Consider the following 14,150-nt stretch of genomic DNA (forward strand, 5'->3'; position numbering starts at 1 on the left):
CCAAGGAAAGTCATCTCGAAGCCGAGGTCATGATGGAACGCCTTGGACTACCGGTTTCGCTGCTCAGCCGTTTTCCGTACCAACTCTCCGGCGGCCAGAAACAGCGCGTGTGTATTGCAAGGGCACTTCTGGCACGTCCCCGCATCATCATTGCCGACGAGCCGACGTCGGCACTCGATGTCTCGGTACAGGCGCAGATCATCACGCTTTTGCGCGACACCGTCAAAGCCCGTGACCTGTCGATGCTGTTCATCTCGCATGATCTGGCCGTCGTCCAGCAGCTCTGCCAGTCGGTGATGATTTTTAAAGACGGCAGGATCGAAGACAGGGGCAGCTGTGATGCGGTGTTTTCCAACTCACAAAATCCCTACACCCGCAGCCTGATCGACGCCCGGCCAAAGCGGTTTTTGAATTGAAAGCCAAGTCTGCGTCAATCGTCCGCGCTCAATATCCCGTCGCGAGCTGTGCCGTCCTCGAAGCGAAGTGGAGCGCGGTGCAGCAGCGAAACGAAAGAGAGAGCGGATAGGCCAGACTGGCCATGCGGTTCATGCCTTCTTTGCTAAGCGCCAGCTGTCGCGCTTCCCGCCATGTGCCAACTCATGCCCGACAATACCCGGGCGTGTTCCTCTTCATTCCAGTGCCGTCGCAACGGCAATCACAGGTGATACAACATGACCAATCGCTATACCGTGGCTGTAACCGGCCAGTCGCTGATCAAACACGACATCCGTGACATCAAACATCCCGGCTACCAGGCCATCAAACACCTCCTGCGACAGGCCGACCTGTCATTCACCAATTTTGAAAGCACCATTTTAGGGAGCCACGGTGGCTGGCCGTTGAAGGGATCTTATTTCGGGTGCAGTGAACCGGCCGTTCTGGATGCCCTTGATGATCTCGGGTTCGGTGCACTGGCGCTCTCCAATAATCATGCCTTTGACCTTGGGCCGTCCGGTGTGCTGTCCACACTCGAAGAAGCCGATCGTCGCGGTTTCCTGCATGCAGGTGCCGGTCGCAATCATGCCGAGGCCACGCGGGCAGGGCAGGGGATCGTCGGCAGCCGCCATATTGCCATGGTTGCCATGGATGGTGGTCCCGGACCGGATTTGATGTACGCCGCCGATGGTGGGCTGTTGCGGCCGGAACGGCCCGGAATCAACCGCCTCAAACTCACCCAGGTGCTTGAGGTTGATGATACCGCATTTGAGCAGCTGACCGGCATTCGCGATCGGATTGGGTACACACCAACCGATCTTGCCAATGACAGTCAGCCCAATGATCCACCTTTTGTCGATCCGGACCGCGAGCTGGCACTGGGCCGCACGATCTTCCGGCGGGCGGGGCGCTATGGCCGCAATGTCCGCATCGATATTGCCGACTTCGAGCGCAACCTGCATGCGATCACCGATGCGGCCGAAGACGGATGCCTGGTCGTTGCCTATCTGCATCATCATCACTGGGCATCCGACTGGTACCAGGTGCCGGACTGGGTCGCATCCGTCGCCCGGCGCTGCATCGACGCAGGTGCTGCGATGTTCCTCAGCCACGGCGCACCAGTGCTGCAGCCGCTGGAGATTTATCGCGGCCGTCCGATCTTCTATAGCCTTGGCAATTTCATCTTCCACGTGCCGGCAAAAGCCAACTGGCAGGCGCCAGAGGTCTGGGAGAGTGTGATTGCATGCTGCAGCTTCGATGAGAACAACACACTCACGGATATCGAGTTTCATCCGGTGGTGATTGGTGGTGAAGACACCATGTCGAACCCGGACCTGTCTTTACGCCGCGCACCGCGTCTGGCCACAGGCGAACGGGCGACACGGATCCTCAGGCGGTTTCAGGAGCAGTCGGCACGGCTGGGAACAGAGATCGATGTGGAGGACAGCATAGGCATTCTGCGGTTGGCCATAAGGGATATCGACGACAATGCCGCGACAGAGCATAGAGTAACCAGACACATCAGGCAGCGGACATCGTGACGGTGTTGTCTCAGTAAAGGAGAGCAGCGAAGCCAGACGCCACTTGCAATTGCACCACCCTTCAGCGCCATCGCCGGATACTGGAGGTATTCCAAACCAACTGCCACTGGCAGATATCGCGCATCACACTTTCGGCAACACTGCATAAAAATACCGGACGGGACCATGACATCAGAAACACAGGCTGCAACTAACTTACGCGAAGAGCTCGTCGAGCGGTTTTTCCGATACGTTGCGGTCACCAGCCAGAGCAATGCAGCTGCAACGCACCTGCCATCTACGCCGGGGCAACTTGTGCTCGCCCGGCTGCTTGCCGACGAACTGCGCCAGCTTGGCCTCTCGGATGTCGTTGTTGATGACAAGGCAATTGTCACGGCGCTGCGGCCCGGCAACAATCCTGATGCACCGCGCATCGGTTTTATCGCTCATCTCGATACGGTCGATGTCGGCCTGTCTCCAGACATTCACCCGCAAATCAAACGCTTTGAGGGCCATGACCTCTGCCTCAACACCGGACAGGACATCTGGCTGCGGGTCGAGGATCACCCGGAGATCAAATGCTGGGCGGGCGAGGACATCATCTTCAGTGACGGTACCAGTGTGCTGGGCGCCGATAACAAGGCTGCCATCGCCACCATCATGACATTGCTGGCGTGGCTGGATCCTGAACAGACACTTGGCGATATCGCCATTGCCTTCGTCCCCGATGAGGAGATCGGCCTGCGGGGCGCCAAGGCGCTCGACCTCAATCGCTTCCCCTGCGACTTCGCCTACACCATTGATTGCTGCGAACAGGGTGAGGTCGTCATCGAGAACTTCAACGCCGCAACCGCCGAGATCATCTTCACAGGTGTCACAGCCCATCCAATGTCCGCCAAGGGTGTGCTGGTCAATCCGTTGCTGATGGCGATGGATTTCGTGTCGCATTTCGATCCGGCCGACACGCCAGAACATACCGAGGGCAGGGAGGGGTATTTCTGGTTCAAGGATCTCACTGCCAATGACAGTGAAGCGCGTCTCAAGGTGATGATCCGGGACTTTGACAAAGACAGCTTTGAAGAACGAAAGGCACGGATCACTGACGTTGTTGAACTGATCGAAGCCGAATACCCCAAAGGCTCAATCTCAAGCACCATCACAGACACCTATGCCAATATTGGTGATCACCTGGCCAATGATCCCCGTGCCGCCAACCTGCTGTTTGAGGCCTTCGAACATGTCGGCATCGAGCCCAATGTCATTCCGATGCGTGGCGGCACCGATGGTGCCGCATTGTCTGCCCGCGGCATTGCAACGCCGAACTTCTTCACCGGCGCTCACAACTTCCACTCACACTTTGAGTTCCTGCCAATCTGCGCATTCGAGAAATCCTACGAGATTGCAGCGACAATCTGCTCACTCGCTGGCAGGGCAGGCCAGTCAGGACAATCATTTAAACCCGTCGATGAGGAGGCCTGATCCGATGTTTCATTCGCCACAGGCAGCCAATGCCGTCGTCATGGTTCGACCGCATCATTTTACCGTCAACGCCGAGACCGCAAAAGACAACAGCTTCCAGGTGGCAGCTCCTGGTACAACTGACATCGCCAGCAAAGCCTTTGAGGAAATCACCACGGCGGCCGAGACGCTGCGCAACCACGGTGTCACTGTTCACCTGTTCGAAGACAAGGGAACGGAAACACCGGATTCCGTCTTTCCAAACAACTGGTTTTCCACCCATGCCGGCGGTCAAATCGCAATCTATCCGATGAAAGCCAACAATCGTCGCCTCGAGCGCCGGTACGACATCATCGAGATGCTCAAATCCACTTACCGCGTCCAGGAGGTCATCGACTATTCCGGTCTTGAGCAGGATGGGCTGTTTCTCGAAGGCACCGGCGCCATGGTGCTCGACCACATCGACCGTGTTGCCTATGCCGTCCGATCAGACCGCACGGATCCGGTCATTCTCGAGCGCTTTGCAACAAAGTTCGGTTTTGAACCCATGGTGTTTGATGCATTCGATGCCAACGGAGTGGCCGTCTACCACACCAATGTTCTGATGTGCGTCGGCACGGATATCGCCATGATTGGGACCGATCTTATGCCTGAAGTTGAGCGATGCACCGAAATTGCAACGCGTTTGCAACGCTCCGGTCGAACCATCATCGAGTTGCGGCACGATCAGATCGAAAAGTTCGCAGGCAACGCCCTCGAACTTCAGGGCAGTTCGGGCAGAATTCTCGCCATGTCGACAACGGCTCTCGCCTCACTGGATAACGACCAGCGACAGATGATCGAAGGGCGTGTGAAAATAGTCGCGCTCGATATCCCCACCATAGAAATGGCTGGCGGATCCGTTCGGTGTACTCTTGCAAGTGTTCACCTATCACCGCGCCATGTTTTAACCGGGATCGACTCTCTGAAATACTTTGAAACTTCAGCTGCGCCGCAACCACAGTGACCATGCCGCCAGGGACGGATCTCTCCATCCGTCAAAAAGCTCGACTCCCGATTGTATTGGTGTCATCCTACATCCTTGGGAGAGTAGGGGCAGGTAGCCAGTGTTCACATCGACGCAAGGTCTGTTAGCGCTTGTGCTGCCGTGTGCGCTTTGCCACTTCACTCCATGTCAGCGCTTGGGAGGAACCAGGCGACCCTGGTAAGAAAGGTGCCATATATGCGACTTTTCTGGATCTTTATTGCATTGAGTTTGTCAGTCTCGACAGCGTTGTCTCATGGAGGCGGTACAGATAAGAATGGATGCCATCACGATCGTAAAAACGGCGGATACCATTGCCATTAGTATCGAGCACCATCGATAGAGGATGGCGTTTCGTGGCAGCGTATCGGGATTACCCAAGAAATTGTTAGCGAAATTCTCTGCATATTTTCATTGACCGTTTGGTACCGCAGTTACGTTAATAATTGATCCAGACTCCACAGCGCACCTCCTGCTGCGACGCTTGCCCCAGACTTTGCGCCGGCTGGGGCAACCAAACTGACTGGTCCCGACTTGGATGCGTTGATCGAAGCTGCTTCTCGCTCAGCTTATTTCAATCGCGAGATTGCTGCTTCACGGTCGAAACCGGATACGGGACGACCGCTTCAGCGCCAGAGATCAGAGACTAATATTTTTTTCTTTCATATCAGTAGCTTAACGAAAATCGCGTAAGATTTGTTATGGAACTCTTTTTCGCTTTGGTACGGGCCCAAGCACAAATTCCACGTGCAGCCCCTGTCGCCGCACATCTCACGTCGTGGCTTGGCGCAAGCTCTCATGCTCTTTCGCCAAATATTAACGGTCAGAACCTAGTGATTTGCGCGGCATACAGTGATTCCCCTTTTGTCATGAGGTTTGACTTGTCCGTAATCTACATACCGCAGGCTGGAGGTAAGTCCGATCAGGCAACTTTGATTGAGTTGCTTGACGAGGTAGAAGCATTCCTGTGTGAGCTCGTTATCTCTGGTGAGGACAGTATTGGAACACGAATATTCGGGTCCAAGCTTTATGATGCGATGATCGAGGCGTGGCGTGGTGATCCCGCCGTACCAAATAGTGGCGTTGAAGACCGATTTTCGGCTGCGCGCTTGAAACTCGCGACGATGAACAGTGCGGTTCTGGCCGCGGCGGGCCTAAGCGGCGCTCGTCTGCAGGTCGAACTGATCTCGTTGCTCAAGCGTGCCGACGATTACAATGAGTATGGTGGAAAACAGCAGCTTGCTAAAGTCTTTCGGCAACTGGACAGGTTGCTGAAATCGGCGGGCCTGGAAAACGTTCTGGGTAAGCTGCGTAATTATCTCTGGGCCTCGTTAGTCGAAGACGTCAGTCACGGTCATAGAGTTTACCACTAGCCGCGACGGGTAACGTATGCGGGAAATGAAAAAGCCCGACATTGCTGCCGGGCTTCACTAATCTATCAAGTCTCAGCTTAGAACGAACGTGTCAGGCGCAGGAAGCCAGAGGTGTTGTCGTCACCGACGTCTGGGCTAACGTAGTCAACAGTTGCACCGACCTTGAGGCCTGTTGCAAGCTGGTATTCAGCCAGTACGCCAACGCCCCAGATGTCGTTGTTATCCTGTGTGCTCCAGTAAGCAAGCGAAGGAGCGATTGTCAGCTTCTCTGTTGCCTTCAGAGCGTATGAGCCCGTAACGGTCCATTCGTAGGAAGTGGCAGCGAAGTCAGAGTCAAAACGGTCGACGTAAACGTTGTCACCCGAAGACCAACCTGCGCCAAGTTCAAGAGTGCCTGGACCGATTGGTGCAACGAGAGTCGCATAGATGGCGCCTTCTTCGGCCTCGTTGTCGTAAACGCCACGCAGAGCAGCGTTTGCGGAACCGAAATCAACCTGTGCGTAACCCTGAAGACCAAATTCTGAACCTGCACGGCCGGTGTATTCGCCAGACAGGTCGTTGATACCGACGCCAATGCGGAACGAACCTGCGTCATAGAGGTAGTTGACACTGTTGAAGTTTGTTGCAGCTTCGAACGCGTCCAGCTCACCGTAAATACCGATGTCATCCCACCACGTCAGAACTTTACCTGCCGTCAGACCGCCGACGCTGATCCATGCCTGCTCAAGTTCCAAAGACGAGGACGCGTTTCCGTCGCGAGGACGGTAGTCACCTTCCAAGCGAATGTATGTGCCGATGGTGCCGAGCTCGGAGTCAGTCTTCGTGTCAAAGAATACACGAGCACGAACCTGGGAGTTCCAGTCAGACGAACGACCACCAGGAGCCAAACCACCGATGTCCTCACCGAAAGCGAGGGTCGCACGAACTTCGCCGCCGATACGCAGGCAGGTTTCAGTGCCTGGGATGTAGAAGTAGCCAGCGCCGAAAGCGTCGCAAACGCGAACGTATTCCAGGGGCTCTGGCTCAGCAGCGACGATAGCGTCAGCGGCCTGTGCGCCAGAAACTGCTGCGAGAGCTGCAGCGGAGCCGATAAGCAGGCTCTTGATGTTCATAGTCGCCTCCAGTGAAGGTTTTAAGTGATGATCGGTCAGATTCTTGAAAATCATTTCAAACCTCGACCAGCTAAAAACAAGAGGTGGTTTAGCCCTGTTCCTTGGGTTTTGAATACTTGAAGCACTCGAGGTTGCAAGCCGGTTGATCGAATTTGCGGCGTCAACTCCCGAGTGGATAATTACCGCGTTGCAAAAGACGCACAAAAGTTGAGGAATTGGTCGGATCATCACTTAATGCCCCACCTGCTATCCGATTGATAAATAATATAAAATGGCAAAATTACGGCTTAATTGTGTCGAAAATGCTCCCCATTCGGAGCGCTGCGGAATATCCCCGAAAAGGCCAGCGATCCTCAACCCAGAAGAGTGAGTGTACCAAATACGTATCCTCAATACATTACTACAGGTTGCATTCGGGTCCTATTTCCTGCCTTCCTAAATTCGCGAACATCTCGGGAGGCTAGAATGCTGTTTCACTCGCCATTTATGTTCGTCACCATCTCCTCCATGTGTTGCGGCTTTTCATTGTAACGAGCTTTTCCTCACGAATTTCGTCCCAGTTGTTCGCCAGTGAAGAAGAGGCTAGCAATCGACGTCGCCTTTCCGCCGTCGACGGAAAACACTTTCCTTTCGCGACCCTTTTAGAATTTCTACAGAAGACCTCAAGCTGCAGTGAGGCTCCCTTGAAAGAAGGGATCGGCCCAGATTCTGGGCATCCAACTCCAGGCTACACTCACTGAAAATTCCGGCTCTTCACCTTCAACGTATCGATGTGAAGATCACGGACATACATATCGCGCGGCTGGACAACCTTCGGCCTGTCGCGCGAGTCAGGCCCGCCACCATGGGCAAACTCGTCCCCACGACCCGTCGGTAGTTTGAACGCGGCATCCATATCCGCCAGACCCGACAAGTCCGATGTCAGATCGAACAGTTGCTGAGCGACAAGGTGCACGACCTCCCCCTCCCGCTGGATACGCCCGTTGACTGCCATCATCGATGAGCCGAGCACAACACGCCGGCGTTTTTCAAATAGCGTTGGCCAGACAACGAGATTGGCCGGCCCTGTTTCATCCTCGATCGTAATGAACATCACGCCTTTGGCGGAACCCGGCTTTTGTCTCACGAGAACAAGTCCAGCCGTGTAAACCCACCGCCCATCCCTGGCATTCATCGCGTCCACGCAGGTGATGATGTTGCGGGTCGAGAGTTCCTTGCGAAGAAAACTGACTGGGTGGTGTCGCAGTGTCAGCCCGACATGGCTGTAATCCTGCACCACATTGTGGCCTTCGGTCATTTGCCGCAATGCCACCTCAGGCTCCTGCTGTTCAGCGATGGCTGTTCTCTCTTTTTCCGCTGCTGCAGCAAACAGGGGCAAAGGCTCATCGCGCAGCGCCTTGATGGCCCAAAGTGCGTCGCGGCGCTCAAGTTTCAAGGAGGGCAGAAACCCATCAGCCTTGGCGAGTTGCACAAGCGCCTCGGACGGCACGCCTGATCGCCGCCACATGTCGTCAACGGATGTAAACGCCACATTCATTCTCGCCGCAACGATCCGCCCGGCATCAATACTTGATAGCCCCTTTACCTGTCTAAAACCGAGACGAACCGCATGGCGGCCGTTGCGATCTCTTTCCAATGTGCAATCCCAGCGTGACCGGTTGATACAGACAGGCCGTACTTCGACGCCGTGCGCTCTCGCGTCGCCAACAATTTGAGCCGGAGCATAAAAGCCCATCGGTTGTGAGTTCAGCAATGCCGCACAGAACGCATCCGGATGATGGCATTTGATGTAGTTCGAGGCATAGGCAATGAGCGCAAAAGACGCAGCGTGACTTTCGGGAAAACCATAGCTGCCGAAGCCTTCAAGCTGGGAGAATGTCTTTTCGGCAAAATCCGGTGTGTAGCCGTTCCGGACCATGCCCGATACAAGCTTTTCCTTGAAGCGCGAAACGCCACCGGTGAACTTGAACGTTGCCATCGACTTGCGCAACTGGTCCGCCTCACCACCGGTGAAACCAGCGCACACCATTGCCACACGCATTGCGCTTTCCTGAAACAGTGGTACACCCAGTGTCTTGCCAAGGACTGCCTCAAGTTCAGGTGTCGGGTACTCAACCGGTTCCTTGCCCTCTCGCCTTCGCAGGTATGGATGCACCATGTCCCCCTGTATGGGCCCAGGGCGAACAATGGCAACCTGCACCACAAGATCATAGAATGTGCGGGGTTTCAGGCGCGGCAACATTGCCATCTGCGCCCGGCTCTCGATCTGGAACGTTCCGAGCGTGTCGGCCTTGCGGATCATCGCGTAGGTGGCCGGATCCTCCTGCGTGATCTTTGACAGATCGAGGTCGTCCTCCTTGTGCTCACGGATAAGATCAAAGGCTTTGGCCATGCAGGTCAGCATGCCGAGCGCCAGCACATCGACCTTCATGAACTTCAGTGCCTCGACATCATCCTTGTCCCATTCGATGATCTGACGATCTTTCATGGTGGCCGGCTCAATCGGCACGAGATCATCAAGGCGGTCATGGGTCAGCACAAAACCACCGGGGTGCTGACCGAGATGCCGTGGGGCTCCCATCAACTGCTGGGCAAGCTTGAGTGTCAGAACGAGCCGGTGATCGTCAGGATTAAGGTTGAGTTCCCGTACGTTGCGGTCGCAGACTTCCTCGGACCAGGACCACATGCCTGACGACAGAGCCTTTATGACATCCTCGGGCAGGCCCATTGCCTTGCCGACATCCCGGATTGCGCCCTTTGCCCGATATCTGGTCACGGTTGCGCAGAGAGCCGCTTTCTCACGGGTATAGGTTTTGTAAATCCACTGGATGACCTCTTCACGCCGCTCGTGCTCGAAATCCACATCGATATCGGGTGGTTCATCACGTTCCTGGCTGACGAAACGTTCAAACAGCAGATCATTGGTTGATGGATCGATCGAGGTAATGCCGAGGACATAACAGACCGCACTATTGGCGGCTGAACCCCGGCCCTGACAGAGGATGCCCTGGCCGCGCGCAAATCTGACAATCGAAAACACCGTCAGAAAGTACGGGGCGTATTTCATGGTGCGGATCAGGTTGAGCTCATGCCGGATGGTTTTCAGGACATCAGGCGGTAGCCCCTCGGGATATCGATCTGGCACGCACTCCCAAACGTAATACTCAAGTGACGCTTGGGCATCTTTGCCCGGCACGATTGCTTCTTCAGGGTATTGATAGGTCAGCTCTTCAAGCGAGAAAGTGCATCGCCGAACAATTTCCATGGTGCGTGCCAGCGCTTCAGGGTAACGCGAAAACAACCTTTGCATTTCTTCTGGCGGATTCAGATAGCGATCTGCATGGCGTTCACGCTCGAAGCCGACCTCATCAATGGTCGTGTTGTTGCGGATGCAGGTGACGATGTCCTGTAACTGTCGACGACCAGCTTCGTGAAACAGCACGTCATTGGTCACGACGGTTTTCACCTTGAACCTCGCCGCGAGACTGGAGATCTCGTGCAATCGCATCTGATCGTTTTGACGCCGACGCAAACAGAGCGACACAAAGGCTCGATCCGCAAAGACCTCGGCCATCTTGCGCATCTGCACAGCGCAGATATCGTCAGGCAAGTCAGGAATGAATATCCCGATCATGCCGTCGCAATAGGTGACGATATCATCCCAGCTCAGAATGCAGTTGTTCTTGCCGCCACGGGATTTTCCAAGCGTGATGAGACGGGTCAATCTGGAGTAGGCTGCACGGTTGATCGGATAGACCAACAGCGACATGCCGTCCTGCAGATCAAGCCGACAGCCGACAACAAGCCGCAGGCCTGTTGCGCGTGAAGCCTCCAGAGCCCTGACAATGCCGGCAAGTGAATTGCGATCGACAACGCCAAGCGCCTCAATACCGAGTGCCTTGGCAGTCTCAAACAGTTCCTGGGCAGAACTCGCGCCACGCAGGAAGGAAAAATGGGTGGTGACCTGAAGCTCGGCGTAGCTCATGAGAATATTCCATGCATGAACCAGCGATGCGAGCCTGTGTCAGGGTCAACGCCATCGCCTGCGCGGAATACCCAAAGCCGTTCGCCGGCTTCATCCTCGATCAGGAAATAGTCGCGGACCGCGTCCATCTCGGCGTTGCGCTGCCACCACTCGCCAAAAATACGTTCAGGCCCGTCTGCACGTTTCACCTTGCGGCGTTTGCCCCGCCAGACAATCGACACTGGTGGACGGTCAGGCAATAGCGCGATGGCTTCAATCGGCTCGGGCCTTGATAACAATCTGACAGGTCGTCGCCAATGGCTGACCCAGGCGCTGCCGACCGGATCAGCAGCGGCAGAAATCCTCTGGACGGAGCGTTCGGGAACATCAGAAGCAACAGGGGCAACACGATAAACTCGATTACCGCGATTGCCGTAAATATCGATCAGCGGCGTAACATCGGTGATATCGTCCTCAACCAGTGAGGACACCTTCTGAATTTCATCCAGAGGTTCGACCATCACTGCCACCAAGGTCAGCTTTTCGATGCCAAAGCCCGGCTCGATCTTTTCGGTGCGGTCGCGAAACAGCTTGGTCAACCAGGCGACATCACGGGCCGGTTTGGCCGTTCCGGCACGGATCGCCTGTCGTGTGCCATCCACCTTTTCAACGATCAGATCGGCACGCCGGACACCCAATCCTTTTGTCTGCAGCTCCTTGATCAACTGGACGACAAGGCGGCCAACATATTTGTCGATGGTTTCAGCAGCGCCAATCGGTTCGGCAAATGATTTGCTGACCTCAATCAGTTCAGGGGTTCGGATCGGATCAATGGGTTCTGCAACCCGGGCGAACATCTGATCAAGGCGACGGCCGATTTCAGGCCCGAAGCGTAAGGTCAGTGGTGCGCGCGGTGTATTGGCCAGTTCGCCAATCGTCTGGAAACCCAGAGTTTTGAGATCAGCGATGACCTGTGGTGACAAACGCAGCAGCGATATCGAAAGCTTCTCCACGGCCCGCACCGTTTCCCCCGCCGGTACAATCACCGTGTCGCGATTGATGGTCCTCGCGCAGGCATGGGCCGCTCCCCATGTGTCAGCCACCGCCACACGGGCGGTCAGCTTTTTTGCCAGAAACTGGTTGGCAATCTTGGTGACCATGGGAAGCTCACCGCCCTGCAGATGATCTGCGCCTTCGGTATCCATGACAATGCCATCGCGACCATCAACCGCGACGATCGGCGAATAGATGGTCAGAGCCCAAAGGGTAATGCGCTCCAGGGCAGAGGCATCGGCAGCAAGATCAGCATCAACAAGCATGAGACCGCGAAACAGTGCCTGCGCCTTTGCAGCCGGCATGCCGACATGGACACCGGCCTTGCGGGCTGCGTGATCAGCCGCAGATACCCAGCGTTTGGAGCCACTTCTGGCAATCACTGCAATCGCCTGGTCAGCAGAAATTGACGGATCGGCGCGACGAATCCGATCCGTCGGCAAGTCCGGTAGATAGATCGATACGACCCGCGTCATCGCACGCCCTCACGAGAAACTCAGCACACTCACCCGCTTTCACGCGCATCAATTCCAAAAACCATTGGGCACTGCCCACCCCGGGTACCGGAAGTCCTTGCGATGGCAGCACACTGACCCGCCACCTGGTTGTCGACGCAGTCGGTTGCCCGAAATCATTGGCTTCGGTTTGCCGGCGCCAGCGCCTGACAGCCAGGGCCATGGTTCCAGTGCGTTCGGCCGCCAGTTGAAGCCGACGTGAACCAACCATCGGCAAACGAACGAGCTCACCAACGACAGCCCCCAATCCACCGAAGGATAATCCCTCCTCCATATTGGCCAGCACCTCTTCCTCACGGTCGGACTCGACAAAGATCACCCGGTCGGGATGAAGGCCAACTTGTGCGAGCGCTGGAAAAAACAGATCAGGTCGCGTCAGGCACCAGACGACAGGCCCTTTTGTGCGTGCAGCAATGCCAGCTGCAAAAAGGGCTGCCGCTGCACCATCAACTGTCCCTGCCCCGCCGCCTGCAAACTCGTGCAGCGCGCCAAAAGCAAGCCCACCCCCTGGCAGAACCCGGTCAATATTGTTGACACCGAATGGCAACACGCCGGCTTTGCGCGTAGATGCGCCTTCCAGCGAAGCAATACGCTCGCGCAAATCTGAAATCACCCGCTGGCAGGTAGCAGTCATCGTTCACAGCTCCCTTCGAAAGCGCGTTTGCAGGTCGACATGATGCCGCAAGAATTGATGTGTTCATTGTTTGTTCCAATCCTAATCCTGAGTCAAGCGGCTCGAATTTTGGGAATATTATCCTTTTTGATGAAATTTTAGCGAATAGTGATAAGAATCAAATCCGTAACCGGATTGCACTCTCGCTAAATAATCTTCTTCGATTTGTGACCGACTGGTGGATATCGGGGAAAATTCAGCCAACGTCACATTGTTCTCAAGTTTTTTCTTTTGAACTCGTCGAATGACGAAGCCTCCAAAATCAAGACCACTTCTTCATGAACCCGGCGCTTCGATCCGGTCACGGCCGCGGCGAAAGCGCAATCCTGACCAGCCACAGTTTTCCTTTGAACCAATGCCCGAGCGCGTTGAGCCGGCGCTGGCACAACTGATGACAAAGCCGCCGCGAGGGTCAGACTGGTCGTGGGAGATAAAGTGGGACGGGTATCGACTGGCAGTCCATATCGAGCCTCAGCGTATCAGGGTCCTCACCCGGAATGGCCACGACTGGACGCATCGCTTTCCAGCTATCGAAGAAGCCGCGAAAGCCCTTGGACCAGCAACGATGATCCTTGATGGTGAAGCCGTGATGCTGGATGATCAGGGACGATCAGATTTTGGGCTGCTGCAGAAATCACTGGGTGCCACAGCCAAGACCACCGGCAAGCGCGCATCAAACGCAATCCTTTATGCCTTTGATCTTCTCTATCTCGACGGCCACGATCTGCGTGACATGGAACAAAGATCACGCCGGCATTGGCTGGGCGATGTCTTGAGAGGACATGACGGTGCCATACGATTGTCGGAAACATTCGACGAAGATCCTGCCGTCCTGCTTGAACACGCCTGCCAGCTTGGCTTGAAAGGGATCATCGGCAAACTTCAGGACCGACCCTACCGGTCAGGGCGAACCGGCGACTGGGTAAAGGTCAAATGCGTTCAAAGCGAAGCATTCTTCATTGTCGGCTATGAGGTATCGAGCACGTCATCAAATGTTTTCTCCACATTGGCTCTCGCTGCCTA

Annotated in this window: 10 protein-coding genes and 1 pseudogene; 7 read left to right on the plus strand and 4 right to left on the minus strand. The window is 55.5% G+C overall.

The annotated features are described in order from the left end of the window. From RT613_RS19170 to RT613_RS19195, 6 genes and pseudogenes are all read left to right on the plus strand, one after another. Window positions 1-416: pseudogene (locus RT613_RS19170) on the plus strand (ATP-binding cassette domain-containing protein); the annotation flags it as partial. A 255-nt stretch (window positions 417-671) separates the two neighbouring features. Continuing rightward, window positions 672-1,976 carry a CapA family protein gene (locus RT613_RS19175; RefSeq protein ID WP_313617985.1) on the plus strand — a complete coding sequence of 435 codons (1,305 nt, stop codon included), beginning with the start codon at window positions 672-674 and terminating at the stop codon, window positions 1,974-1,976. A 165-nt stretch (window positions 1,977-2,141) separates the two neighbouring features. Further along, entirely contained in the window at window positions 2,142-3,434 is a 1,293-nt protein-coding gene (gene pepT / locus RT613_RS19180) for a peptidase T (RefSeq protein WP_313617986.1), read from the plus strand. 4 nt (window positions 3,435-3,438) lie between these two features. Further along, entirely contained in the window at window positions 3,439-4,419 is a 981-nt protein-coding gene (ctlX, locus tag RT613_RS19185; RefSeq protein ID WP_313617987.1) for a citrulline utilization hydrolase CtlX, read from the plus strand. Window positions 4,420-4,635: 216 nt separating this feature from the next. Further along, window positions 4,636-4,761 (plus strand): YHYH domain-containing protein, encoded by a 126-nt coding sequence (locus tag RT613_RS19190; RefSeq protein ID WP_313617988.1) that lies wholly within the window; start codon window positions 4,636-4,638, stop codon window positions 4,759-4,761. Between the two features lie 377 nt (window positions 4,762-5,138). After that, window positions 5,139-5,810: a hypothetical protein gene (locus tag RT613_RS19195; RefSeq protein ID WP_313617989.1), complete on the plus strand. Its 672-nt coding sequence runs from the start codon at window positions 5,139-5,141 to the stop codon at window positions 5,808-5,810. A gap of 77 nt (window positions 5,811-5,887) precedes the next feature. Here RT613_RS19195 and RT613_RS19200 read toward each other — a convergent pair whose 3' ends face one another. From RT613_RS19200 to RT613_RS19215, 4 genes are all read right to left on the minus strand, one after another. Beyond that, window positions 5,888-6,922 carry a porin gene (locus RT613_RS19200; RefSeq protein ID WP_313617990.1) on the minus strand — a complete coding sequence of 345 codons (1,035 nt, stop codon included), beginning with the start codon at window positions 6,920-6,922 and terminating at the stop codon, window positions 5,888-5,890. A 733-nt stretch (window positions 6,923-7,655) separates the two neighbouring features. Continuing rightward, window positions 7,656-10,907: an error-prone DNA polymerase gene (locus RT613_RS19205; protein ID WP_313617991.1), complete on the minus strand. Its 3,252-nt coding sequence runs from the start codon at window positions 10,905-10,907 to the stop codon at window positions 7,656-7,658. Beyond that, on the minus strand, window positions 10,904-12,415 hold the full coding sequence (locus RT613_RS19210) for a DNA polymerase Y family protein (protein WP_313617992.1): 1,512 nt from the start codon (window positions 12,413-12,415) through the stop codon (window positions 10,904-10,906). Before RT613_RS19210 ends, RT613_RS19205 begins: the two co-directional genes overlap by 4 nt. Continuing rightward, window positions 12,336-13,088, minus strand: coding sequence for an ImuA family protein (locus RT613_RS19215; RefSeq protein WP_313617993.1), 753 nt, complete (start codon window positions 13,086-13,088; stop codon window positions 12,336-12,338). Before RT613_RS19215 ends, RT613_RS19210 begins: the two co-directional genes overlap by 80 nt. A 283-nt stretch (window positions 13,089-13,371) precedes the next feature. Here RT613_RS19215 and RT613_RS19220 point away from each other — a divergent pair. Beyond that, window positions 13,372-14,150 (plus strand): ATP-dependent DNA ligase (locus RT613_RS19220; protein ID WP_313617994.1); only part of this gene is annotated, 779 nt, incomplete at its 3' end.

Source organism: Agrobacterium sp. (assembly GCF_032092815.1).
In the GTDB taxonomy this organism is placed as follows: Bacteria; Pseudomonadota; Alphaproteobacteria; order Rhizobiales; family Rhizobiaceae; genus Agrobacterium.

Coding starts and splice junctions, on each gene's coding strand:
- RT613_RS19175 (WP_313617985.1), top strand. CDS start 672: ATGACCAATCGCTATACCGTGGCTGTAACCGGCCAGTCGCTGATCAAA.
- pepT (WP_313617986.1), top strand. CDS start 2,142: ATGACATCAGAAACACAGGCTGCAACTAACTTACGCGAAGAGCTCGTC.
- ctlX (WP_313617987.1), top strand. CDS start 3,439: ATGTTTCATTCGCCACAGGCAGCCAATGCCGTCGTCATGGTTCGACCG.
- RT613_RS19190 (WP_313617988.1), top strand. CDS start 4,636: ATGCGACTTTTCTGGATCTTTATTGCATTGAGTTTGTCAGTCTCGACA.
- RT613_RS19195 (WP_313617989.1), top strand. CDS start 5,139: ATGGAACTCTTTTTCGCTTTGGTACGGGCCCAAGCACAAATTCCACGT.
- RT613_RS19200 (WP_313617990.1), bottom strand. CDS start 6,922: ATGAACATCAAGAGCCTGCTTATCGGCTCCGCTGCAGCTCTCGCAGCA.
- RT613_RS19205 (WP_313617991.1), bottom strand. CDS start 10,907: ATGAGCTACGCCGAGCTTCAGGTCACCACCCATTTTTCCTTCCTGCGT.
- RT613_RS19210 (WP_313617992.1), bottom strand. CDS start 12,415: ATGACGCGGGTCGTATCGATCTATCTACCGGACTTGCCGACGGATCGG.
- RT613_RS19215 (WP_313617993.1), bottom strand. CDS start 13,088: ATGACTGCTACCTGCCAGCGGGTGATTTCAGATTTGCGCGAGCGTATT.